The following is a 25,040-nucleotide window of genomic DNA, read 5'->3' on the forward strand; positions in this document are numbered from 1 at the left end:
TTTTACAAATGAAAAAACAATTCACTTATATAGCAGCAGCATTTTTATTTTCAGGAATGATTTCTGCACAGAAAATTGATCTTAATGCAATGCCAAAACCAGGACCAACTCCTGCCATTAATATTGCAAAGCCTAAAACTTTCCAACTGAAAAACGGTCTTACCGTAATGGTGGTTGAAAACAATAAGTTGCCAAGAGTAAACATGAGCCTTTCCATGGATAGACCTCCTTATTATGAAGGAAATATCGCCGGAGTAAGCGACATCATGGCTGATCAATTGGGTAACGGAACCACTACTTTAAGCAAAGAAGAATTCAACAAAAAAGTAGATTTCTTAGGAGCAAACCTTAACTTCTCTTCTGCAGGAGCTTCATCAAACTCTTTGTCTAAATACTTCCCAGAAGTTTTGGCTTTGATGTCTGATGCAATCATCAACCCTAAATTTGATGCTAAAGAAGTACAAACTTCAAAAGAAAGAACGCTTGAAGATTTGAAAAGTTCTGAGAAAAACGCTTCTGCAATCGCTTCAAAAGTATCAAATGCTTTAACATACGGAAAAAACACGTCAAGAGGAGAGTTTGAAACGGTAGAAAGCATCAACAAAATTCAGTTGGCAGATGTACAAAATATTTACAAAAAATATTACGCTCCAGACAATGCATATCTTGTAATTGTAGGAGATGTGAAATTCGACAAAGTAAAGTCGATGGTAGAGAAATCTTTCGGTAACTGGAAGAAAGCGAATACTAAATTTGCCGCTCTTGAACCTGCCGCAAACGTTGCCACTACAGAAATTAACGTGGTAGATGTACCATCTGCGGTTCAGTCTGTAGTTTCTGTGGGGAATCTTCATACTTTAAAGATGAAAGATGCTAATTATTTCCCTGCAACTATCGCAAACTATATTCTTGGTGGTGGTGGTGAAGCAAGACTTTTCATGAATCTTCGTGAGAAGAATGGTTTCACTTACGGAGCTTATTCTAGCTTAACAGCAAGCAAGTATTCTCCTGAATTTTCTGCTGATGCAAGCGTAAGAAACGAGGTTACTGATAAAGCAGTAAAAGAATTTATGAACGAGCTTAATGGTATTTCTACCATTAAACCAGAAGAGCTTGATAATGCAAAAGCAAAACTGAAAGGAAGTTTCATTATGTCTTTAGAGCAGCCTGCAACGATTGCAAGATTTGCCTTAAATCAAAAAGTACAAGATCTTCCGGATGATTTTTATACCAATTATCTAAAATCTATTGATAAAGTAACAACAGCGGATGTTTCTAACGCAGTAAAATCTACAATTTTCCCTAACCAAAGCAGAATTTTTATTGCAGGGAAAGCGGCGGACATTTCTGAAGGTTTAGAAAAACTAGGTTATCCTGTAAAATATTATGATAGCAACGCAAATCCTGTAGCAAAACCTACAACTCAAAAAGTTGATGCCAATGTAAGCGTAGCTTCTATTGCAGATAAATATATTGCTGCAATTGGTGGAAAAGCAAATTTAGCTAAGATAAACTCTTACACTGTGAATGCTACAATGTCTATGCAAGGACAAAATATCGATTTTAAAACGGTAAAAGCGCAAGGCGGAAAAGAGTTGGTATTGGTAACCGGAATGGGGCAAACTTTACAAAAGCAAGTTTTCGATGGTAAAAAAGGATACTCTGAGCAAATGGGGCAAAAAGCAGAGATGAAAGCTGAAGAAGTAGCAAGCAGAATGAAAAATGCAGAGCTTTTCGAAGAGCTAGGGTTTGCTAAAAACAGTGATCTTAAAGTTGGAGGTATCGAAAAAGTTGGAGGTGAAGATTCTTATGCTTTGAAAGGTAAAGATACTACATACTATTACAGTGTAAAAACAGGTCTTAAAACGGGAGAAACAAAAACTGTAAAAGCAAATGGACAAGAATTTACAATTCCTACAACATTCTCAAATTATAAAGAAGTTGCAGGGGTGAAAATGCCTTATACAATTACTGTTAACCAAATGGGTATGGAAATGACGATGGACGTAAAATCTATCGACATTAACCAGGCTAAAGATGAAGATTTCAAATAATAATTAACATAATTAACCTTAAACGGCAACATTTGTTGCCGTTTTTTTATTTATCGTTGTTCTTTATTTTGTTGTTCTACAAAAAAAGATTAAATTTGCCCATTCAAAAAGATATCAAAATTAATGGATACTATATTTTACTTGTTAATGGTTCTTATTATGATCGCCAGTGCGTTACTGGTAATCGTTGTTATGGCTCAAAATCCTAAAGGAGGAGGCCTTTCAAGTACATTCGGAGGGGCATCTTCTGCTCAGTTTGGTGTACAGAGAACTAATGATTTTATGGAAAAAGCAACTTGGACTCTTGGCGGAGTAATCATCGTTCTTATCTTAGTAAGCGTTGTTATTACCGGTAAACCTTCTGCTAAAGTACCTGCTCTTCCTACACAGAAAGAAGCTCCAGCATCACAATCTGCTCCTGCTAATCAAACTTCAGCTCCTGCAACTACACCAGTTGCTCCAGCAAAGTAATCAGACAGATTTGGATAAAAATAGTAAAGCAACTTCAAAAGAGGTTGCTTTTTTGTGTTATATCATTAAATTAATTATTGTCTTTGAAGAAAAGAGTCCCAAAGGGACGATTTAGTATAGGATAGGACAAAGTCCTATCAAAAAAAGAAATTATTGAATTTCAATTTAATGGTTCTTTTAAGATAAACAATGGCGTAAACTTATCTATGAAATACAATTCGCGTTTAAAAAAGTAATTCTATACTTTTTGGTGAAGAGACAATTAAATTAAACTCTACAATTATTTTAGTTTAATCAATTCAATTTTGTGCCTCAATTGCAAACCTGCTTTCAAAAAAGAATACTGAATTGGTTTTTGCGTTTTATAATATTTATCGATGAAAATTTGCATCGCACCGTAAAATCTTTCCAAATAAACCTCGTCTTTTATCGTGCTTTCACCTTTGTGATGAAGTATTGAAATTTCTCCATAATAATAGTTTTGAAATCCGTTTTGTAGAAGAGTGTAGCAAAGGTCCACATCTTCGCCGTACATGAAATATTTTTCGTCTAAACCGCCCACTTTTTCATAGACTGCTTTTTTACACAGGAAAAATGCTCCGGTTATTACTTCTACTTCGGCAATATCAAACTCACCTATATCATTGCGATAATAAGATTTTGAATTGTTTTTTTTGAACCCAGTAAACAGTTTTTCAAACGAATTAAACATATCCGGAACCGATCTTTTACTTTCAGGAAGAAAGTTTCCGTTGGCATCGTGCATTCTTACGCCAAGACAACCGAAATTTTCTTTAGAATCGGCAAAATCTAGAAGAGTTTTAATATCATTAGATTCAATTTCGGTATCGGGATTTAGAATTAAAATATATTCTCCCAACGCATTTTTTACCGCAAGATTATTGGCTTTTGCAAAGCCAAAATTTTCTTCTAATGCTAAAAATTTTACCTTAGGAAATTCTTCAATAAGAACTTTCCAACTCTCGTCGGTAGAGCGATTATCTGCAACAATTACTTCGTAATGAATCGACGGAAGATACTTTTCGATTGAATGAAGGCAATTTCGAAGCAATTTGGTAACGTTGTAATTAACGATGATAACAGATAATTTCACGGGTTTTTAGTCTTTTTCGTTGTAAGGTAAACGGTTGATGATGGACCTGCCTAAGGAAATTTCGTCGGCATATTCAAGTTCGTCTCCTACAGAAATTCCTCTTGCGATACTAGAAAATTTAACAGGAGAATTTTTAAATTTTTTATAAATATAATACGCCGTTGTATCACCTTCCATAGTTGCGCTTAAAGCGAAAATAAATTCAGAAACGCTGCCTTCTTTCACCTTTCTTTCAATACTTGGAATGTTCAGATGATGAGGCCCGATTCCTTCCATTGGAGAAATTTTTCCGCCTAAAATAAGGTACTTCCCAGTATATTTTCCGGTGTTTTCGATAGCAATAACGTCGCGAACGTCTTCTACGATACAAATAACATCACTGTTTCTTTTTGCGCTGCTGCAAATTTCACACACATCATAATCTGAGAAGTTGTGGCATTCTTTACAGTATTTAATTTCGTTTACCAGATTAATGATTGCATTTCCCAAACCTGTTGCTCGGGAATTGGGCTGTCTCAGAAGGTGCAATGCAAGGCGCAAAGCTGTTTTTTTACCAATTCCGGGAAGTCCGGAAATTTCTTCAACGGCTTTTGCTAAAACTTTACTAGGATAATCCATCACACAAAAATAAGACTTTCAAAGAGAAAATAATAGCAAATTCTTTTTCGAAAAGATTTACAGTAAAGCTGATTGTTTGTAAATGATTTTAAAATGCAAACATAAGTTAATCTTAAACCTTTAAACTTCGTTTCTGTGGTTTCTCTTTAGCAAAAAACTCTATCTTTGAGATTCAAAATATTAAACAGAAAAAAAATATGGCACTTAACAACCTGAATTATCCACTGGATTTTAAATTTAAACTCTCTACACTTGCAAGTGATTTCAACATCACAGACAAAAACGGAAACTACGTTGCCTACGTTCGTCAGAAAATGTTTAAACTAAAAGAAGACGTAGTGGTATTCAATAATGAGAGCAAAACAAAAGAACTTTTCAGAATCAGAGCCAATCAGTGGATAGATTTTAATGCCTCTTACTCCATCAACGAAATTGCAACGGGAAAAAACTATGGTAGACTTGCCAGAAAAGGAATGCGTTCTTTTTTGAAAGCTACATACAATGTTTTAGACCAAAATGACCAGCAAAAATTTACCGTTACAGAAGATAATGCATGGGTGAAGTTTTTCGATGGAATGGTAAGTGAAATCCCGATTATCGGAATTTTTACAGGATATTTTCTTAATCCTTCATACACGGTAAAAGGAATGGATGGAAAAGCATATTTCAGGCTAAGAAAAATGCCTTCATTCTTCGGAAGAAGATTTCAATTGGATAGAATAATTGATATTGATGATGAAGACGAGAGTTTAGTAATTTTATCTTTATTAATGATGATTTTGCTGGAAAGAGCGAGAGGATAAATAGCTTTTGGCAGTTGGCTTATGGCTTTTAGCTTATCATTTAAAGTAAATTTTATAAATAATTTTTAATGAAGTATATTTTAGTTTTTGCAGCAGCAATTTTACTTACTGCCTGTAAAAAAGAAACAACCAATTCTACAGAGAAAAATGAAGATAGCACGATGGTTCAGAAGAAAGATTCTGCGGTAGAAAAGCTGAATGAAGAGATTTTGGTAGAAACTTTTCCTTTTCCGAGCGAAATTAAAGAATGCTCTTGCTATTTTGCCCGCAACAAAGAAGATTTCGAAAACGAAAAATACATCTATGCCGACAATGCAGGAACTTTAGCCTACATGAAAATTGATGGTAAAAGACTGGCTTTAAAATTACTTTCGTCTAGCGATATGGAAGTGGATGAAGTTTTAACCAAAGAAATTGAAAACGAAGATTATAAAATTTCTGTAAAAGGTAAAAAACTAAAAGCCGAAGAAGCTCTTCTTTTTGACGGAATTTTAACCATCGAAAAACCAGACGGCACCAAAACGGTAATCCCGATTTATGGTGAGTGCGGATGTTAGATAAAAGTAATAAGCAATAAAAAATCCTGCTCCTGAATTTCGGGAGCATTTTTTTTATCCGTAATTTTGAGAAAAATAAATTTTATGGAATTATCCAACATAGAACCGCAGATTATTTGGAAGAATTTTTCCAAATTAAATGCAGTTCCAAGACCTTCTAAAAAAGAAGAAAAAGTAATCGCTTTTATTAAAGAATTTGGCGAAAATCTAGGGCTGGAAACTACTGTAGATGAAGTAGGAAACGTAATTATCAAAAAACCAGCAACTCCAGGAATGGAAAACCGTAAATCTATCGTAATGCAGTCGCATTTGGATATGGTTTGCCAAAAAAATAACGATGTACATTTCGATTTTGAAACCGAAGGAATTAAAATGGAAATTGATGGAGATTGGGTAAAAGCAAAAGGTACAACTTTGGGTGCAGATAATGGTTTAGGTGTTGCTACCATCATGTCGGTGCTTGAAAGTTCAGATATTCCGCATCCAGATTTGGAAGCTCTTTTTACTATTGATGAGGAAACCGGAATGACAGGTGCGATAGGTTTAAAACCAGGACAGTTAACCGGACAAATTTTACTGAACCTGGATACGGAAGAAGACGATGAAATCGATATTGGTTGCGCAGGAGGAATTGATGTTACGATTAACCAAAACTACGAAGTTTCAGACCTTTCTGGTCAAGTAGTGAGATTGGAGGTGAAAGGTTTGCAAGGCGGCCATTCTGGGATGGATATTCACAAAGGTTTTGGAAATGCCAATATCATTTTGGGAAGACTTTTGTACAAAGGTGTAGAGAAAGAAAATATCCGTTTAATTTCTGTTGATGGAGGAAGTTTAAGAAATGCTATTCCGAGAGAAGCGGTTGCGGTTATTTCGGTAAGAAATGCTCAAGAATTTATCCAGGAATTAACGGGAGGTTTAAGAAAAGATATTTTAGAAGAGTTTGCAAGTGTAGAACCTGCGCTTCAAATTAATATTGAAAACTCAACTTCACACGAAAAGGCGATTTCTGAGGCAGATTCAAAGAAAATTATTTTAGCGTTGAAATCACTTCATAACGGAGTTTACAGAATGAGTCCGGATGTTGCAGATTTGGTTGAATCTTCTAACAACGTCGCGAGAGTTGAATTGAAAGACGGTGGTTTAAAAATTTTAAACCTTTCTAGGTCATCAGTAGATTCTTCAAAATATTCTGTTGCAGAACAGCTAAAATCTGTAGCAGAATTGGCAGGAATGGAAGTTGTCTTCAGTGGTTCTTATCCAGGTTGGAAACCAAAGCCAGGTTCTGAAATCGTTCAGTTGATGGAAAAAATCTACACTGAAAAATTTGGCGCAAAACCTCACGTTGTAGCGTGTCACGCCGGTTTAGAATGTGGAATTATAGGAGCCAATTATCCAGAAATGGAAATGGTAAGTTTCGGACCAACGATTCGTGGAGCGCACTCTCCAGACGAAAAAGCAAATATTCCTTCGGCTCAGAAATTCTGGGATTTTACGAAAGATATTTTAGCGAATATTCCTTTAAAGTAAAAGATTATTTAATACATTTAAAACTCCAAAGTCGTTTGATTTTGGAGTTTTTGTTTTGGAGAATTCCTACATTGTGAGAAATGGCCTAAAACCAAATTTTTTGAAGAGCTAGATGAAACTATTGACTATCTAAATCTTCATGAATACCTTTTCTGTTGTACGCTAATCTAGAATCTCTCTTAATATTTAAAATAACTAAACGATGACCATAGAATTATTTGAAAAATATAAAGGTTGTATTATAGGAGGTGCAATTGGAGATGCATGGGGAAGTAGCTATGAAAATATAAACGCTGAAAATAACACTGCCACTTATTATCTTGGAAAGAAACCCGAAACAAATCACGAATGGAAAATTACCGACGATACAATTTTAAATTTAGCTACCTGTGAAGCTTTGCAAGAAAAGTTTGTTACTCCTGAATTCCTTTCGCAGAAATTTGTTGAATATTTTAAGCGAAATGAGATTGTTGGAGTTGGAGCAAGCACTCTAAAAGCTTTACAGGACTTAAGTAATGGTTTTCATTGGACGCAATCGGGAAGAAGAGGTGAATTTGGTGCAGGAAATGGCTCTGCTATGAGAATAGCACCATTTGCTTTTTTTGATAATTATACTCGAGAAAATATTTATAACTTTTCAAAAATAACACACAACAATGATGAGGCTTATGTAGGTGCTTTAACTATTTACTTAATTCTTAGACAAATAGTACAAACTGAAATTGTAAAATGGAATGAAATTTTGGACGAAGTCATTGCAGAATTGCCCGATACTAATCTAAGAGATAGACTTTTAGAATTTAGAAACGACTATACGGTTAGAACTATTAAAGAATTTGCAGAACTAGGAACTAATGGCTATGTAGTAAACTCAATTCCCTTCGCAATATTCAGTGCTACAAAACTTAACGAGTTAGGATTTGAAAATGTAATAAATGAAATCATAAATTGCGGTGGCGACACAGACACAAATGCTTCAATTGCAGGACAAATTATGGGAACAATACTTGGCTTTAAAAATATACCTTTAGGCTTGGTTGATAAGCTTAAAGAAACAAACGGGTATAAAAAAATAGAAAAAATAATAGCTGGCTGAACGGCGTACAAAATCGAAAAGTTTAAATCCAAAATGAGAGCACAAGAATATTCATAAAGCTTAAATAGTTCGTTTGAACATAGATTTATTATCGAATACATGAAGAAAATATTGAGATTGTTTCGTTTTTCTCAAACCGGCAATCTCCTTCTAAAATAGATTTTGAATAACAAAAACTCCCAAAGAAAAATCTTCGGGAGTTTTTTATGGTGTTATTTTATCAAAACGTTCCAGGCTTCTTCGATTTTACTTTCTAAAAGTAATTTCTGAGCGTTTTGATGAGTGTTTTCATCTGCGTGATATTCTCCGGAAGGTAAAATTTCTACATTTGCCAACATACCCAAATCGTTTCCTGTGAAAACTTTGCTGAGTTTAATCTCGTCTGGTAAAAGGTCGAAACCAATTCCTTTCGTTACCAAAGGTTTTGGAACTTCGAAAAGGTTGTTTTCATTATTTCTTGCGTACCAATTGCTTCCCAATCTTGCAACCATATCTAGTTTTGCTTGGTCTAGATTTCCGTTTTCATCTAGATATTCTTCACGAATATGGATTTTCTGAACTTCACAAATCACCAAATTTCCAGCTCCACCTTGGTCTCCCAAAGATTTTACCTCTAAAACTTTACACTCAAAATTTACAGGGCATTCTTCAATTAATTTAGGCTGAACCAAATCGGCATCTTTCATTGTTAATCCAGATTTTACGAATTCGTTTACGCCATCACCATATTCAGTCGACGCTAAAGAAATTTGCTGTACAATGGGAAAATTTACTGTTCCAATCACCACTTCAGGTACTTCTAAAACGTTTTCTAACGTATGTTTTGTAGTATTATCTCTCACTCTTCGCGATGGCGAAAAAATTAAAATCGGAGGAACCGTACTAAACATATTAAAAAAACTGAACGGCGAAAGGTTGCAATTCCCGTCTTTATCAACCGTAGAAGCTAAGGCAATCGGGCGCGGCGAAACGGCAGTCTGCATTACAGTCTGTAATTGTACGGGCGTTATTTCTGATGGAATGAGTGTTTTCATTTTTTGATTTTAAACCACAAAAGTCACAAAAGATTTAAGTAAAAAATTAACTGTATAAAGCTCAAAAAAGTAAATCGTAATATTTGTTTACAAAAGTTTCTTGTCCTTGATGGTATAAGTTTTTTACATTAAAATTGATTAAAATACCTTTGGGTTTCTGCATTAAGTTAATATAGTTTAGAATTTGAGCTCTGTGAATTTCGTTTAAAGAAATTACTGATTTCAATTCAAGTACAATTTGGTCTTCAATTAAAAAATCACAAAAAAAGTCACAATTAATTTCTTTTCCTTTGTAAAAAACAGGAACTTTTAATTTAGATTGAAATTTAATATTTCTCAATCTGAGTTCTTCTTCCAAACACTTATGATAAACACTTTCAAGCAAACCTGCACCTAAAATTTTGTGAACTTCAATGCAAGCTCCATTAATTTTATAGGTTAAATCTGTTAAATAAGACTGTGTTATCATTTGTGTTGCGTTTTTTGATGTTTTGTGAACTTTATCACGAAATCACCAATCTTTTATAAGTAAGAAAAACTTTTGTGACTTTTGCGGTTAATATTATTTCGTAGGAATAATTTTACCAGAAACCTCACCGAAACCTACTCTTACGCCATCTTTTTCAGCCCAAGCTTTCATGGTTACGGTATCATTGTCGTTGATGAATTTTCTTTCTTCGCCGTTGCTTAATTGAATTGGGTTTTGTCCTCTCCAAGTAAGTTCAAGCATAGAACCGAAAGATTTTGGGTCGCTTCCAGAGATTGTTCCGCTTGCGTACATGTCGCCAACTTCTACGTTGCAACCGTTTACAGTGTGATGCGCCAATTGCTGAGTCATATTCCAGTACATGAATTTATAATTGCTTTCTGAAATAAGGTTTTCTTCACCGTTTTCTGGCTGTAAATATACTTCAAGATTGATGTCGTAGTTTTTATCCCCTTCAAATTTTAGATACTCTAAAACTTCTGGTTCTTGAACAGGAGAAGCCGTTCTGAATGGTTCTAAAGCTTCTAAAGTAACAACCCATGGTGAAATTGATGAACCGAAGTTTTTAGCCAAGAATGGTCCAAGCGGAACATATTCCCAAGACTGAATATCTCTAGCCGACCAATCGTTGAACACCACCATTCCGAAAATAGCGTCTTCTGCTTCTTTTGTAGAAATAGATTCTCCCATTTCTGTATTTCTGTTTAAGATGAAAGCCATTTCTAATTCGAAATCCAACTGTTTACAAGGTCCGAAAACTGGTTTGTCTGCATCTGCAGGTTTCATTTGTCCTTTTGGACGGTTTATTTCAGTTCCAGAAACTACGATAGAGGAAGCTCTTCCGTGGTATCCTACTGGTAAATGTTTCCAGTTTGGAAGTAATGCATTTGCAGGGTCTCTAAACATTTTGCCCACATTTGTTGCGTGCTCGATGCTGCTGTAGAAATCTGTGTAATTCGGGATATGAACAGGCATAATCATTTTTACCTGGTCTAAATCGTAGAAGGCATTTTCAATCGTTTTTTCGTCTTTAGAAAGGGTAGAACCTTCTTGTAAAAGCTCCTGAATTTTAAGACGAACCGCATTGGTTACTGGTTTTCCCAGTTCAATAAATTCGTTAAGCGTGTAGGCTTCAAAAATATTGTCTTCAAGACCTTCGATTTCTTCGAAATACCCTAAATCGTATAACGTAGCCAAATCGATTACTTGGTCGCCAATTCTGGTACAACATCCGATGTATTCTTTATTGAAAACCGCTACACCAAACGGAATATTATGGATAGAAAAATCTGAATTTGATGAGTATTCTACGAATGATTTCATAAGTTTAAATTGTTTAATTGATTTTTTAACACGAATACACAAATGAATTCACGAATCCCACAAATTATTTGTGCTAAATAGTGAAAAATACTCGTGTAATTTGTGTTTAAATTTAATTTTTTTAGATGAATTTTTAAGCTAATTGCTAAAAGCCAGAAGCCAATTATTTTTTAGTTTTAGTAAAAGAAGCTTCATCAATCCAGCGGTCTTTGCTGTTTACATCGATGAGGTATAAAATATCATCAAGTTTTGTAAGCAAAAGAGTTTTGGTTACAGGAATAGGCACTTTTTTATTTTCAAGCATGTCTGCTCTTAGCGAAATGATGTTTTTTCTGCTTCTTACAATATCGCCGGTAAAAACGTTGGAAGTACTTTCGCCAGAGGTTTTATCGTCAAAAATTTCTACATAGGTAGCTTTATTACCTTTAATGATAATGAAATCTCTTTCTGTATGGTCTTTTGAATCTTTAATGAGGACAAATTTTTTGTCATCAATGTTTACATCGCTAAGATTTTGGTTGATGCCTTTTCTTTCTTCAAGCTTGGTGAGAATCGCATTAATGCTTCCATACTGTGCATTGGCAAAAAAACTTGCTCCGATAAGCAGAATTCCGCTGAAAATTTTGACCATAATTCTGTGTTTAATTGGGTTTGAATATTATTCTAAAATTACTTTAAAAATCAAGCCAAAGCTCTTCTTGAAGTAAAAATAAGCCTATTCAATAAAAAGTTTTGTCAGGACAAAAAATCCTGACAAAACTGTATTTTATTTTAAAATTAAAGATTTCCTCTTCTTTCTTGCTCTCTTTCCAAAGCTTCAAATAAAGCCTTGAAGTTTCCAGCTCCGAAGCTTTGCGCTCCGTGTCTTTCGATAATTTCGAAGAATAAAGTAGGACGGTCTTCTACTGGTTTTGTAAAGATTTGTAATAGGTATCCTTCTTCATCGTGATCGATAAGAATTCCTAGTTCTTGAAGTTTTTTCAAATCTTCATCGATGTGGCCCACTCTTTCAGGAACCATGTCGTAGTAAGCTTCTGGTGGAGCAGAAAGGAATTCTACACCACGTTTTTTCAATTCAGAAACTGTGTGGATAATATCTTTTGTAGCTACTGCAATGTGCTGTACTCCTTCACCTTCGTAGAAATCTAGATATTCTTCAACTTGAGATTTTTTCTTTCCTTCTGCCGGTTCGTTAATAGGGAATTTTGCATATCCGTTTCCGTTTGACATTACTTTAGACATCAACGCAGAATATTCTGTATTAATTTGCTTATCGTCGAAAGATAGGATGTTTACAAAGCCCATTACTTTTTCGTACCACTCAACAGTAGGAATCATTCTGTCCCAATCTACATTTCCAACGCAGTGGTCTACATACAATAAACCTGCATCTTCAGGGTTATAGTCGCTTTCCCATTTTTCGTAACCAGGCATGAAAGGTCCGTTGTAATTTTTTCTTTCAACAAACATGTGAATAGTCTCACCGTATGTGTAAATACCAGACATTCTTACTTCACCGAACTCATCCGTTAAAGTTACCGGCTCAAGATATGGTTTACCTCCTCTTTTAGTAGTTTCTTCGAAAGCTGAATACGCATCGTCTACCCAAAGTGCCAAGATTTTAACACCATCACCGTGTTTTTTTACATGCTCGTTGATAGGAGAGTCAGACTTTAAACCAGTTGTTAAAACCAATCTGATTTTTCCTTGTTGCAAAACGTACGATGCACGGTCTCTAACACCCGTTTCAGGACCTGCGTACGCAACCGACTGAAAACCGAATGCTGTCTTATAATAATGAGCCGCTTGCTTAGCGTTTCCTACATAAAACTCGATATAATCTGTACCGTTAATCGGTAAAAAATTCTCTGCCTGAGCGATTTTTTCGGCAAATGTAAGTGTTGACATATTTCTTTATTTTACTTTTATTAATAGCTCGCAAAATACAAATTTCTGAGATAATGTTAAAACGCAAACAAACAACTGTTAGTTAAAGTTTTAATAAAATAACTGAACTTTTTATGAGCACGAAAATGATACGTAAAAGAGCTGTTTTAATTTTACTTTTTCTAAAAATAAAAAGGTATTAAAATCAGCATTTTTTTTAATGTTTAAACCTCTCAAAAGCTGCTCTCTCCAACATTTCTCTGTCGTCGGGATGTGCAATGCTGATTAATTCTTGAGCTCGTTGTCTAAGGTTTTTTCCGTATAAATAAACGCTTCCGTATTCGGTTACCACCCAATGAATGTGCCCTCTTGTGGTTACAACTCCGGCTCCTTGTTTTAGAAAAGGAACAATTCTGGAAACTCCTTTTTTGGTACGAGAAGTAATTGCGATGATGGGTTTTCCGTCTTCACTTAAAGCTGCGCCACGCATAAAATCCATTTGTCCGCCAATGCCGCTGTATTGTAACGTTCCGATGGAATCTGCACACACTTGTCCTGTTAAATCGATTTCGATGGCAGAATTTATAGCGACCATTTTTTTATTTTGCATAATGTTGATGGGGAAATTTACCGTACTTACATCATCAAAAGAAAAAACAGTGTTGTCATCTACATAATCGTATAATTTTCGGGTTCCGAAGCAGAAACTTGTAATCGTTTTATTGTTGTTATAACCTTTGTATTTGTTGTTGATTACATCATTTTGAATTAAATCAATAACGCCATCACTCAACATTTCGGTGTGAATTCCTAAGTCTTTGTGATTTCCTAAACATTTAAGAACCGCATCGGGAATTGTTCCAATGCCCATTTGAAGCGTAGAACGATCATCAATTAGCTCAGCAACATTTTTTCCTACCAACATTTCTTCAGGACCTACTTTTGCTCCATAATCTACGGTTGGAAGTTCAGATTCATGCCAAACAGCTTTATGGATTCTGCTAATATGAATCATCCCATCTCCATGTGTTCTCGGCATTAAAGGATTTACGATAGCAACAATAGTTTTTGCCGTATCTACCGCTGCTCTTGCAACATCTACTGAAGTTCCCAAAGTACAAAAACCGTGTTTGTCTGGAGGGGAAACTGTAATGATGGCTACATCAAGCGGTAAAATGTTTTTCCTAAAAAGTATTGGTATTTCACTTAAAAAAACAGGTACGAAATCGCCTCTGTCAGAATTTACTGCGTCTCTTACGGGGCTGGAAACAAAAAGCGAATTGATGAAGAACTTATCTTTATACTCAGGTTTAGCAATTTCTAATCTACCTTGTTGGGTAATAGATACAACTTCTACCTTATCTAAACGGTGTGATTGTCTTGCAAGTTCGTCAATAAGAAAATCTGGGGTACATGCGCTCCCATGAAAGAATACTCTGTTTCCGCTTTTTACTGTATAAACGGCTTCTTCGGCTGTTATATAATCGTACATTCTGTTTTATTTTAAGCTGTTTTTTTATATTTATTGAAGAGTGGTGTCATCTTTTTTTTAAAGATAGCAGATATAAATTTTATATCAAGTAGATTTTTAATCTCTATCAAATAAAGCATTGTAGAAATGCTTTTGGTTTCACACAAATTTACGAAATGTTACCCTTTTTTAATATGTTTGAAAATGATAATTTGAATCTTGCAGACTAACATTTGTCAGGTATAGAAAAGTGATAAAAAAAAGGAGGATAGCGTTGCGGCATTCCTCCTTTTTTATGTAATAACTTGCTAAAGTTATTAATCAATTATTTATTGTTTTTTTATTCTTGTGAACGGTCTTCTTTACTATGATCTTCGCTGTCTAGCCAAGAAGTAAGGTAAGAAGGGTCTTCAACCTTCATCGCTTCTTCAGTAATTTGAAGTGGTCTGAAAGGATCAACCATTACCGCATATTCTTCAGTGAATTTTTTACCAATGCTTCTTTCCATCGCTCCTGGATGTGGTCCGTGAACAATTCCTCCTGGGTGAAGCGTGAAATCCATTAAATCGATGTGGTTTCTACTCATAAAATCACCTTCCGTATAGAATAAAACTTCGTCAGAATCGATGTTAGAGTGGTTGTAAGGAGCCGGAATTGCTTCTGGATGATAATCGTACATTCTCGCGCAGAAAGAGCAAACTACATAGTTGTGTCCCTCAAAATTCTGGTGAACCGGTGGCGGTTGATGAATTCTTCCGGTAATCGGCTCGAAGTTTTTAATATTAAATTTATAAGGATAGAAATAACCGTCCCAACCTACAACGTCAAAAGGATGTGTTGCGTAGATAAAATCGGTAATAATGTTTTCTTTTTTTACTTTAATCAAAAATTCTCCTTTTTCGTCTTTTGGCTCTACAAAAGTTGGCGCCACGATGTCTCTTTCGCAGAAAGGAGAGTGCTCAAGAAGCTGCCCGAACTCGTTTCTGTATCTTTTTGGAGTGTAAATTGGCGAATGACTTTCCAAAATAAAGAACACCGTATCTTCTGAATGCAATTCAACTTGATAAATTGTCCCTCTTGGAATAATCAAATAATCACCTACCGTAAATTCTAAATTCCCAACAAACGTTTTTAAAATCCCAGAACCATTATGTATAAATAGAAGTTCGTCGCAGTGTGCATTTTTATAGAAATAATCCATAGAATGTTTCGGCTTCGAAAGTCCCATTTTCAGGTCATTGTTCACCAAAAGAAACTTACGGCTTGCTAAAAAATCGTTTTCAGGCGTTACATTCATACCTTTAAACATTCTTGGCGTTACGTTTTTTGCCACAGCAATTTTAGGCGTAACGTCTACTGCATTTCCGATTGATTTAATCTGAGTAGGACGATGAATGTGGTATAATAACGAAGAAATCCCGTGAAAACCTTCCGTTCCGAATAATTGCTCGTAATAGAAATTGTCTTCAGGAGATTTGAAAATTGTGTGCCTTTTTTGTGGGATATTCCCGGCAAGATGATATCTCATTTTACTTTTATATGTTGATTCCCAAATTTAATATTTTTTAATGAATTTGATGGAAAGATTTTTCAACCACAAAAGTCACAATAGTTGTATGCCTAAGATTAAGTTTATAGAATATTGTTGAAAGGTCAAATAATTATAGGAAATTTTTACATAGAGCTTTTTTGAACTCCTGTTTTCAAAGTTTTAAAACTTTATATACAAATAAAGCTTTTGTGACTTTTGTGGTTATTAAAAAAAAGAGTTTTTCTGTTTTAAAAATAATTGTTAGTTTTGTCTAACAATTTTAATTCGATGAAGCGAATATTTTTTTCTGTAGTTTTTTTACCGTTGATGTACTTTTCTCAAGAAGTAGATAGTTTGAAACTGAATACTCTTCATGTTTCTGATTCTGCGACTTCTGTAAAAAGAGAGATGTTGAAATCGCAAAACATCAACGATGTTGTGATTACCGGAACATTAAAACCTGTAAGTCGTTCTAAAAGTCCGGTGGCGGTGGAAATTTACAGTCAAAAGTTTTTTCAGAAAAATCCTACACCCAGCGTTTTTGAATCGATTGCGATGGTGAATGGCGTAAAATCGCAACTCAATTGCTCGGTTTGCAACACAGGCGATATTCACATCAATGGTTTAGAAGGTCCTTATACCATGATTTTGATTGACGGAATGCCAATTGTTAGTTCGCTTTCAATGGTGTATGGTTTAAGTGGAATTCCCAATTCGTTGGTCGATAGAATTGAAGTGGTAAAAGGGCCGGCTTCTTCTTTGTATGGTTCAGAAGCGATGGGCGGAGTTATTAACATTATCACCAAAAATGCTTGGCAAGCGCCAAAATTGAGTGTCGATTTGATGACAACCACTTGGTTTGAAAATAATATCGACCTTTCAACAAAATTTTTTGTGGGTAAAAAAGCGGCGTCTTTATTGAGTTTAAATTACTTTAATTTTAATGAAAGAATAGACCATAATCACGATAATTTTACCGATGCGGCGTTGCAAAACCGTATTTCGGTTTTTAATAAATGGAATTTTAGAAGAAAAGAAAATCGGTTGGCGAGTTTTGCCCTTCGTTATTTGTATGAAGACCGATTTGGTGGCGAAATGCAATGGAAAAAAAACTATCGCGGAAGCAACGAAGTGTATGGAGAATCTGTTTATACGAATCGGGTAGAAGCTTTCGGGGTTTATCAATGGCCTTTGAGAGAAGAAATTTTCACGCAGTTTTCTTATAATTTTCATGAGCAGAATTCTTTTTATGGCGAAACACCTTACAACGCTTTGCAAAAAGTAGCTTTTACACAAACTTATTGGAGCCGTAGTTTTAAAAATCATGATGTAATTGCAGGATTTACCCTAAAGAAAACATTTTATGACGACAATACGCCCGGAACTTTAGCCAGCGACGGAATCTCAAACCAACCGATGAAATCTCCAATTTTAGGTTTGTTTATTCAGAATCAATGGGAAATGAGTGAGAAAAACACGTTGCTTTTAGGTTATCGTTTTGATTATGATAAAGTACATCACGGAGTTCATTCGCCACGTATTGCTTGGAAGTTTTCTCCCAATCCTTATCATGTGTTGAGGTTTAATTTTGGTACAGGTTTTCGTGTGGTGAATTTGTTTACAGAAGACCATGCGGCATTAACGGGTTCGAGGGAAGTGGTGATAAAAGATAACTTAAAACCAGAAAAATCCATCAACGGAAATTTGAATTATATTTGGAAAATCTCGACAGGAAAACAGTTAATCAATCTCGATGCTTCTGCCTTTTACACTTATTTTAGCAATAAAATTGTTGGTGATTTTGATACAAATCCAGAGAAAATTATATACTATAACCTTCATGGATACGGAATTTCTCGTGGTGCTTCTTTGAATGTAGATTATACCTTTAATTTTCCACTTACTATTAATTTTGGTGTGACTTATTTGGATGTTTTTCAAAAATTTGAGGATGAAAATATAAAATCGCAGCAACTTCACGCTCCAAAATGGAGTGGAACTTATGCTTTTTCATACCAATTTCCACATCAATTAACTGTAGATTTTACGGGGCAAATTTATGGTCCAATACGACTTCCCGTGCTGGAAAATGATTATAGACCTGAATATTCACCTTGGTATTCATTGATGAATATTCAGGTTTCTAAAAAGTTTAAAAATGGTTTTGAAATGTATGGTGGAGTAAAGAATCTACTCAATTTCACACCTAAAAATCCAATCATGCGACCTTTTGATCCTTTCGATAAAAATACAGATGATCCTATCAATAATCCGAATGGATATACTTTTGATACAACGTATGGATACGCATCCATGCAAGGAATTCGAGGGTTTTTGGGCGTAAAATTTAACTTGAAATAATGAAATATTTTTAAACTAAACTTCTTGCGAATTACTTCTTTTGAACATTTCAGGTTTGTAATTAATCATAAAAACTCCGCCAATAATGAGAGCCGAAGCTAAAATAAATTTAGCCGAAATACTTTCATGTAAAATCAGCCAACTTAGGAAAATCGAGATAATGGTATTTACGTAAGATAAAATTGAAACTTGCACCGCAGAGATTTTGGTAAGTGCATAATGAAAGGCAAAAAAAGCAGCAACAGAGCCGAAAATAGCCAGATAAATGGTCGCTGTAATACTTTTCAAACTCCAGTTAGAAAAATTATAATGTTCAGAAAAAAGAAAAGCCAAGCCAATTTGAACAATTCCGGCAAATAAAAATTGATAGAAAAGATTCAACGTAATATTGGTACTCGGAATAGTTAGTTTCTTTGTGAAAATTGTTCCGGAAGCCCAGCCAAAAATAGCAATCAGAAGGTAAAAGACGCCCATTCTGTAATCTGGATTGGCAAGGTCTTGAATTCCGTCCCAAAAGATAAATAGAATTCCGCTAAAGCATAAAATTAACCCCAAAAGTGCTTTCAAACTAAATTTTTGCAAACCAATAAGCACGCTTCCCAGAAAAACGATAATAGGAGAACAAGCACTGATTAAAGAAGCAAGACTACTCGTTACGTTTTCTTCTGCCACCGTTGTCATTCCGTTGGCGACAATCAGCATAAGTGTTGAAAATAGAAGTTGATATTTCAGATTTTTCCAACCAATCCATCGTAACTCTTTTCGGTACAAAAGAACAATCAACATAATAATTGATGCTAAAAGTTGGCGGATTCCCGCTACAAACCAACCTGGAATTGTTTCTACGGCAACACGAATCGATAAAAAAGTTGTGCCCCAAATAATAGCGACGGCAAGAATAGCAAATGTAAGTTTAAGATCTTTCAAAAGGTTGAATTGGAGTTGCAAAGATAGAGTTTTTATTAGGAGTTGTAGAGTTATAGAGTTGGAGGGTTTGAGAGTTAGGTGGTGAGTTTTAAAAACAAATTGGAAATGTGTTGACGAATCTCGAATCTCAAATCCCGCATCTCGCCGCAAATTTTAAATCTTGAATTTTTGAATATTGAATATCGATTGTTTATCTTTGCTCATCTAATAAAAACGAAGAAAAATGGTAGGAATTATCATGGGAAGTCAGAGCGACTTACTGATTATGGAACAAGCTGCAACTTTTTTGAAATCTTTGGAAATTCCTTACGAATTAACCGTTGTTTCTGCACACAGAACACCAGAAAGAATGTTTGATTATGCAAAAACTGCAAAAGAAAGAGGTCTGAAAGTAATTATTGCAGGAGCAGGTGGTGCAGCACATCTTCCAGGAATGGTGGCAAGTTGTACAACGCTTCCGGTAATTGGAGTTCCTATTCTTTCTAGCAATTCTATCGATGGATGGGATTCTATTTTGTCTATTCTTCAAATGCCTGGAGGAATTCCTGTAGCAACTGTTGCATTAAATGGTGCTTTGAATGCAGGGATTTTAGCTGCTAAAATTATGGGTAGCGCAGATGAAAAAGTAGGAGAGAGGCTTCAAAAATATCAAGATGCTTTAAAAGATAAAGTGTTGGGAACGGTGGATGATATTAAAAACCAACATCCGAATCATTTCGATTAATAAGATTTTAAAATCATAAAAAACGCCTCAAAATTTCTTGAGGCGTTTTCATTTATTTTTTGATGAATTTGAAATTCTCAGTTTTGTTTTTAGAGAGAATTTGCAAGATGTAATTTCCTTTTTCTAAAGTTCTAACATCAATTTCGCTGCTATTGAGTTTTCCTTGAAGTACAATTCTTGCGCTTGCATCAAAAATTATAAAGCTTTCTGAAAGTTTTACATTTTTAACCTTAATAAAATCTGTTGCAGGATTTGGGTAAATGCTAATGTTATTAGATAAATAATCTTCTTTTGTAGAAAGTATCGATTGGCATTCTCCATTATAAGAGTCTCCTAAGAAAGACCATCCTTTGTTAGTGATTAATGATTGTCTCGCTGCAACTGCTGCAGGATGACTGTAAACCAAAGGAGTTACCATATTTAAAGAAATGTTGGAAGCGGTGGCTGGATTTAAATTCCATCCGTATAAGGTACTGTCGTAGTTTTGGCAATTCATTCCAGAATTATAAAACATGCTGCTCGCGTATTGCAAAGAAGAAAGGTTCCAGTTTCCTAGATTTTGGTTGAAGCTAGAAGCTCCGCTAAACATATTAACCATGTTTGTGACAGAAGAAGTATTCCAATTTCCTATATTTTGGTTAAATGCAGTTGCGTTTTGAAACATGGTCTGCATCAACGTTACCGATGAGGTATTCCAACTAGAAATGTTTTGGTTAAAAAGAGAAGCTCCTAAAAACATATCATTCATTCTAGTCACATTAGATGTATTCCATTTATTTAGTGGTAGATTGAATGCTTTTGCATTAATAAATACTCCATTCATTTCAGTTACATTAGAAGTGTTCCAATCGTTGATGTTTTGATTAAAAACTGTTGCATTTGCAAACATAAACTCCATTTCAGTTAAGCTCGAAGTATTCCAAGTTCCTATAGGTTGGTTAAACGCTTTTGCATTTTGAAACATGGCATCTGTGTTTATTACCTGTGCTGTATTCCAACTTCCGATGGGTTGGTTAAAGCTTTGTGCAAAAAGAAACATTGTAGCCATGTTAGTTACATTGCTTGTATTCCAATTGCCAATTGGTTGATTGAATAATCTACACTGTTGAAAAGTTCCATTCATATTGGTTACAGAAGAAGTATCCCAATTATTGATAGAGTTATTCCCAACAAGTATAGAACAACCTTTAAACATTGAAGACATATCTGTTACTGCACTTAGATTTGGGCTATCTGTTGCGGTTAAGTTTAGGTTTAAACATCCTGTAAATGCATTGTTCATTGAAGTCCAAGCAATGTTTCCCCATTGATTTATTTCTAGGATTTTCTGAGCATCGCCCATAAGGTCTTCTGTTTGAAGTAAAGTAGGGTCAATAAATGCAATTCTCTGAAAAGTACCATTGCCATTACTAACTTTTACAATATAGGTAGCATTAGTTGGGTTAGGATTATGTGGAGTTCCGAAATCTAGTAATATTTGTGTAGACGAATTCAGGTTATCTAAGGTGTCGTGATGATTAGGATAACCATTCTCTTCCCAATAAATGGTAAAATTACTTCCTCTCACGGGTATCCAAACTTGTGTGTTTGATGATGGAAAAGGAGGGTTGTCTGGAATTGATGTTTGAACAATTGAAGGTTTCCAGAGAGTAATAAACTCATTTTGAGCTTTAGTTATAATACAAATAAAAAATAAAAGTACAGTAAAGAGTAGTTTTTTCATGTCAATATTTTGTGAAATAAAGATATGATAAAAAAATAAACTCACCTAATTGGTGAGCTTTTAATATTTTATTCAGGCATCATATTATCTCTTGTATTCTTTTGGACGGCAATAGCACCAAATAATGCTAAAAGAAAAGCAAATGCATAAAAACCTTTTTCACTCGGAAGAATGGTTGCGTTCCAAAGACCAATGGCAAGTAAAACAATGGATGAAAGTGTGGCAAACCAGCAGATTCCGTAGTAAATATCGGTTACAGGGATGTTTTCTAGTCTGTCTCTCACTGCTTTTTGAAGCGAAACTACCGCAAATAATCCGTACAATAAAATCGTGAAATAATATCCTTTTTCGTTGAGCTCCATTTCAGCTCGCGCAAGCCCAACAATAAAACCTATCATTCCTGCGCCTAAAGCTACCCAAGAAGCAGCAACAAACGCATTCGATACTCTTTGTTTTTTCATGATTTAAATTTTTTAATATCATCAAAGATATTATTTTCGGTTAAATGTAAATGATTTTGGAGATATTATTTCAATTTTTAATGATTTTTATAATCTAATTATTTAGAAATGTGCTACTTGTTTGCAAATGCTTTTTTATATAAAATGTTTCGGCGGAGCGAAGCTCCGCCGAAACTATAATTCAACGATTTTCTAAAATTTTTTACATATAAATTGAGAGAAAGATAAGATCAGTTTAAGATTCGTTTTCTGAAAGCTTTCCTTTTTACATTTGCAGTGCACAAATGATGAAAAGAATTTTCATGAAAATCTAGCAAAGTCTAGATGGTAAGAGCATGGCTACAAACCTAGAACTTCGCCAATATCGGGATTGTAATTATCCCAAATTTTGAGATGTTCACCATCATATTTGAAGTAGTAAGTTTGTTTAGCTCTCTTATGATAGGGATAAATTCCGGTGGGTATTTTAAAGTTAATATTCCAAAATTCTTCTGTTTCTAAGATAATGAGATCGTCTTCTTTGGAGATGATTTTATAATTATATACTTCGTAGTTGCTAAGATCTTCCAAAAAATGACACTTTAAATTGAATAGATTTTGCCGGTATGCTTTTACTTTTTCAATATAAGGAGTATTACTTACGAGAACTTTGCTAAAAGCTTTTTCATCTGTAATACTGAGGTCTTTTAAGGCTTCAAACTCAATTGAACAAAGCTCGAGAACAATTTTCTTTAGATAATTTAAAAGATCTTGTTCGTCTGGAGAATCTTCTTTGGGGGATGTCCTTCGAGATATAAAATCATTTAAGTCTTCATAATCTAAGAACACACAAAGTTTATCTAAAGTTTTCCGGAACCGAAGATCAGTATGTGCAGAAGGTTTAATTTCCTTTTTATACAGTCTCTTCAAAGTAATGGCAGAAACGGAGTTTCCAAGCGTGAAAAATAGTTCGGAATTTACTTCAATTTTGCTTGTTAAATTGTGATTAATGATTTGAGAAAGAGTCTCATAATGGCTGTTTTTCCATTTTTCAGTTTTACTGAGAACGGAATTTTTTACATCATCATGGTTATTGATTTTTAACAAGATGTCGTCAATAACTTGGTTCATACGTCTATGTTTTTTTTCAAATATAAAAAAAACTCTTCAAGTTGAAGAGTTTCTTAAATGTTTTATGAATAACTTTTTATGATTGTTATTTTAATAATTTGAATTTGTAAATGATAATCTTATAAAATGTTTTATAAAAAAACGCTTCAGAAAATCTGAAGCGTTGTATATTTTATAACAGGCAAAAATTACTCATTACCTATTACTCATTACCAATAAATTAATATCTGTAATATTCAGGTTTGAATGGTCCTTCAACTGCAACACCAATATAATCAGCTTGCTCTGGAGAAAGTACTTCTAGCTCTACGCTTAATTTTTTAAGGTGAAGAGCAGCTACTTTTTCATCTAAATGCTTAGGAAGCATGTAAACTTCGTTTCCGTAAGCGGCAGAATTGTTCCAAAGTTCGATTTGAGCCAAAGTTTGGTTAGAGAAAGAGTTAGACATTACAAAAGATGGGTGACCTGTTGCACATCCTAAGTTTACCAATCTACCTTCAGCAAGAATGATGATTTCTTTACCTTCAACGTTGTAGATATCAACTTGTGGTTTTACTTCAGATTTTGTAGCACCATAGTTTGAGTTTAACCAAGCCATATCGATTTCGTTATCGAAGTGACCGATGTTACAAACGATAGCTTTATCTTTCATTTTAAGGAAATGCTCTCCTCTTACAATATTGAAGTTACCTGTTGTAGTGATGATGATATCTGCGTTATCAACCACAGAATCTAATCTTTTTACTTCGTAACCGTCCATTGCAGCTTGTAAAGCACAGATTGGGTCGATTTCAGTAACTGTAACGATAGAACCCGCTCCTCTGAAAGATGCAGCTGTACCTTTACCTACGTCTCCGTAACCACAAACTACAACTCTTTTACCAGCCAACATTACGTCTGTAGCTCTTCTTACAGCATCTACTGCAGATTCTTTACAACCGTATTTGTTATCAAATTTAGACTTAGTAACAGAATCATTTACGTTGATTGCAGGCATTACCAAAGTTCCGTTTTTCATTCTTTCATACAATCTGTGAACACCAGTTGTAGTTTCTTCGGAAAGACCTTTGATATCTTTAGTCAATTCAGGGTATCTGTCGAAAACCATGTTCGTTAAATCTCCACCGTCATCCAAAATCATGTTCAATGGTTTTCTGTCTTCTCCGAAGAATAAAGTTTGCTCAATACACCAGTCGAATTCCTCTTCGTTAAGACCTTTCCAAGCGTAAACTGGAATTCCAGCAGCAGCAATTGCAGCAGCAGCGTGATCCTGAGTAGAGAAGATGTTACAAGAAGACCAAGTAACTTCTGCACCTAAAGCTACTAAAGTCTCGATAAGAACAGCAGTTTGGATGGTCATGTGAAGACATCCTGCAATTCTAGCACCTTTCAATGGTTGAGACGGTCCGTATTCTTCACGAATAGCCATCAAACCAGGCATTTCAGCTTCTGCCAAAGTAATTTCTTTTCTTCCCCATTCTGCAAGGGCGATGTCCTTAACTTTATAAGGAACGTATTGTGTTGTTGTACTCATATCTTATGAATGAATTTTTATCAATTATCGAATGGCAAAATTACAACATATAATTCAGATACAAAAACACTTATACAAAACGTTTATCATACAAAATAGTAAATAATTTTTTGTAAAGTTTAGATTTTCAGGGTTTTCTATGTGAGTGTTTTTTTTGAAGTGTAAATAAGAGCTCATTTTTTTTTATAAATAGAAAATTATAATAATCAGAAATGTTGATGATT

At 34.6% G+C, this 25,040-nt stretch carries 22 protein-coding genes; 8 read left to right on the plus strand and 14 right to left on the minus strand.

The window, feature by feature from the left end; genetic code table 11:
• Nucleotides 1-8: 8 nt before the first annotated feature.
• Both AC2A1D_RS08895 and secG read left to right on the plus strand, forming a co-directional pair.
• A complete protein-coding gene (locus AC2A1D_RS08895; protein WP_484043276.1) occupies nucleotides 9-2,054 on the plus strand; it encodes a M16 family metallopeptidase in 2,046 nt (681 codons plus the stop codon).
• A gap of 123 nt (nucleotides 2,055-2,177) precedes the next feature.
• Nucleotides 2,178-2,525, plus strand: coding sequence for a preprotein translocase subunit SecG (gene secG, locus AC2A1D_RS08900; protein WP_484043277.1), 348 nt, complete (start codon nucleotides 2,178-2,180; stop codon nucleotides 2,523-2,525).
• Nucleotides 2,526-2,805: 280 nt separating this feature from the next.
• On the opposite strand, the gene AC2A1D_RS08905 is transcribed toward secG, so the two are convergent.
• Both AC2A1D_RS08905 and recR read right to left on the minus strand, forming a co-directional pair.
• Nucleotides 2,806-3,639 carry a glycosyltransferase family 2 protein gene (locus tag AC2A1D_RS08905; protein ID WP_484043278.1) on the minus strand — a complete coding sequence of 278 codons (834 nt, stop codon included), beginning with the start codon at nucleotides 3,637-3,639 and terminating at the stop codon, nucleotides 2,806-2,808.
• A 6-nt stretch (nucleotides 3,640-3,645) separates the two neighbouring features.
• Nucleotides 3,646-4,257 (minus strand): recombination mediator RecR, encoded by a 612-nt coding sequence (gene recR / locus AC2A1D_RS08910; protein ID WP_484043279.1) that lies wholly within the window; start codon nucleotides 4,255-4,257, stop codon nucleotides 3,646-3,648.
• A 197-nt stretch (nucleotides 4,258-4,454) separates the two neighbouring features.
• On the opposite strand from recR, the gene AC2A1D_RS08915 reads away from it, so the two are divergent.
• The 4 genes from AC2A1D_RS08915 (at nucleotide 4,455) to AC2A1D_RS08930 (ending at nucleotide 8,243) form a co-directional block, all read left to right on the plus strand.
• The gene (locus AC2A1D_RS08915; protein WP_484043280.1) at nucleotides 4,455-5,060 is read left to right on the plus strand and encodes an LURP-one-related/scramblase family protein; all 606 of its coding nucleotides are present in this window, start codon (nucleotides 4,455-4,457) and stop codon (nucleotides 5,058-5,060) included.
• 68 nt (nucleotides 5,061-5,128) lie between these two features.
• A complete protein-coding gene (locus AC2A1D_RS08920; protein WP_484043281.1) occupies nucleotides 5,129-5,617 on the plus strand; it encodes a hypothetical protein in 489 nt (162 codons plus the stop codon).
• An 84-nt stretch (nucleotides 5,618-5,701) separates the two neighbouring features.
• On the plus strand, nucleotides 5,702-7,147 hold the full coding sequence (locus AC2A1D_RS08925) for an aminoacyl-histidine dipeptidase (RefSeq protein ID WP_484043282.1): 1,446 nt from the start codon (nucleotides 5,702-5,704) through the stop codon (nucleotides 7,145-7,147).
• Between the two features lie 202 nt (nucleotides 7,148-7,349).
• A complete protein-coding gene (locus AC2A1D_RS08930; protein ID WP_484043283.1) occupies nucleotides 7,350-8,243 on the plus strand; it encodes an ADP-ribosylglycohydrolase family protein in 894 nt (297 codons plus the stop codon).
• 212 nt (nucleotides 8,244-8,455) lie between these two features.
• Here the strand turns inward: AC2A1D_RS08930 and AC2A1D_RS08935 are convergent, their stop codons facing one another.
• The 7 genes from AC2A1D_RS08935 to AC2A1D_RS08965 form a co-directional block, all read right to left on the minus strand.
• Nucleotides 8,456-9,277, minus strand: coding sequence for a flavin reductase family protein (locus tag AC2A1D_RS08935; RefSeq protein WP_484043284.1), 822 nt, complete (start codon nucleotides 9,275-9,277; stop codon nucleotides 8,456-8,458).
• A 61-nt stretch (nucleotides 9,278-9,338) separates the two neighbouring features.
• Nucleotides 9,339-9,746: a GxxExxY protein gene (locus AC2A1D_RS08940; RefSeq protein ID WP_484043285.1), complete on the minus strand. Its 408-nt coding sequence runs from the start codon at nucleotides 9,744-9,746 to the stop codon at nucleotides 9,339-9,341.
• A gap of 93 nt (nucleotides 9,747-9,839) precedes the next feature.
• Nucleotides 9,840-11,087 (minus strand): fumarylacetoacetase, encoded by a 1,248-nt coding sequence (gene fahA / locus AC2A1D_RS08945; protein ID WP_484043286.1) that lies wholly within the window; start codon nucleotides 11,085-11,087, stop codon nucleotides 9,840-9,842.
• A gap of 163 nt (nucleotides 11,088-11,250) precedes the next feature.
• Nucleotides 11,251-11,718 carry a hypothetical protein gene (locus AC2A1D_RS08950; RefSeq protein WP_484043287.1) on the minus strand — a complete coding sequence of 156 codons (468 nt, stop codon included), beginning with the start codon at nucleotides 11,716-11,718 and terminating at the stop codon, nucleotides 11,251-11,253.
• Between the two features lie 146 nt (nucleotides 11,719-11,864).
• Nucleotides 11,865-12,995 (minus strand): 4-hydroxyphenylpyruvate dioxygenase, encoded by a 1,131-nt coding sequence (gene hppD, locus AC2A1D_RS08955; protein WP_484043288.1) that lies wholly within the window; start codon nucleotides 12,993-12,995, stop codon nucleotides 11,865-11,867.
• A gap of 196 nt (nucleotides 12,996-13,191) precedes the next feature.
• Nucleotides 13,192-14,466, minus strand: coding sequence for an acetyl-CoA hydrolase/transferase family protein (locus tag AC2A1D_RS08960; RefSeq protein ID WP_484043289.1), 1,275 nt, complete (start codon nucleotides 14,464-14,466; stop codon nucleotides 13,192-13,194).
• 319 nt (nucleotides 14,467-14,785) lie between these two features.
• Nucleotides 14,786-15,973, minus strand: a complete 1,188-nt coding sequence (locus tag AC2A1D_RS08965) for a homogentisate 1,2-dioxygenase (RefSeq protein WP_484043290.1) — start codon at nucleotides 15,971-15,973, stop codon at nucleotides 14,786-14,788.
• A 291-nt stretch (nucleotides 15,974-16,264) separates the two neighbouring features.
• Here AC2A1D_RS08965 and AC2A1D_RS08970 point away from each other — a divergent pair, with 291 nt between their 5' ends.
• The gene (locus AC2A1D_RS08970; RefSeq protein WP_484043291.1) at nucleotides 16,265-18,337 is read left to right on the plus strand and encodes a TonB-dependent receptor plug domain-containing protein; all 2,073 of its coding nucleotides are present in this window, start codon (nucleotides 16,265-16,267) and stop codon (nucleotides 18,335-18,337) included.
• A gap of 15 nt (nucleotides 18,338-18,352) precedes the next feature.
• On the opposite strand, the gene AC2A1D_RS08975 is transcribed toward AC2A1D_RS08970, so the two are convergent.
• Nucleotides 18,353-19,264 (minus strand): DMT family transporter, encoded by a 912-nt coding sequence (locus AC2A1D_RS08975; RefSeq protein ID WP_484043333.1) that lies wholly within the window; start codon nucleotides 19,262-19,264, stop codon nucleotides 18,353-18,355.
• Nucleotides 19,265-19,487: 223 nt separating this feature from the next.
• Between AC2A1D_RS08975 and purE the strand changes: the two genes are divergently transcribed.
• The gene (purE, locus tag AC2A1D_RS08980) at nucleotides 19,488-19,988 is read left to right on the plus strand and encodes a 5-(carboxyamino)imidazole ribonucleotide mutase (RefSeq protein WP_484043292.1); all 501 of its coding nucleotides are present in this window, start codon (nucleotides 19,488-19,490) and stop codon (nucleotides 19,986-19,988) included.
• Between the two features lie 52 nt (nucleotides 19,989-20,040).
• On the opposite strand, the gene AC2A1D_RS08985 is transcribed toward purE, so the two are convergent.
• From AC2A1D_RS08985 to ahcY, 4 genes are all read right to left on the minus strand, one after another.
• Complete coding sequence (locus tag AC2A1D_RS08985; protein WP_484043293.1) at nucleotides 20,041-21,711, minus strand: BspA family leucine-rich repeat surface protein; 1,671 nt, start codon at nucleotides 21,709-21,711, stop codon at nucleotides 20,041-20,043.
• 68 nt (nucleotides 21,712-21,779) lie between these two features.
• Nucleotides 21,780-22,172: an inner membrane protein YiaA gene (gene yiaA, locus AC2A1D_RS08990; protein WP_484043294.1), complete on the minus strand. Its 393-nt coding sequence runs from the start codon at nucleotides 22,170-22,172 to the stop codon at nucleotides 21,780-21,782.
• Between the two features lie 339 nt (nucleotides 22,173-22,511).
• Nucleotides 22,512-23,282 (minus strand): hypothetical protein, encoded by a 771-nt coding sequence (locus tag AC2A1D_RS08995; RefSeq protein WP_484043295.1) that lies wholly within the window; start codon nucleotides 23,280-23,282, stop codon nucleotides 22,512-22,514.
• Nucleotides 23,283-23,502: 220 nt separating this feature from the next.
• Nucleotides 23,503-24,816 (minus strand): adenosylhomocysteinase, encoded by a 1,314-nt coding sequence (gene ahcY, locus AC2A1D_RS09000; RefSeq protein ID WP_484043296.1) that lies wholly within the window; start codon nucleotides 24,814-24,816, stop codon nucleotides 23,503-23,505.
• Nucleotides 24,817-25,040: the final 224 nt, after the last annotated feature.

This window comes from Chryseobacterium sp. HNCC26DJ239, from assembly GCF_057180445.1.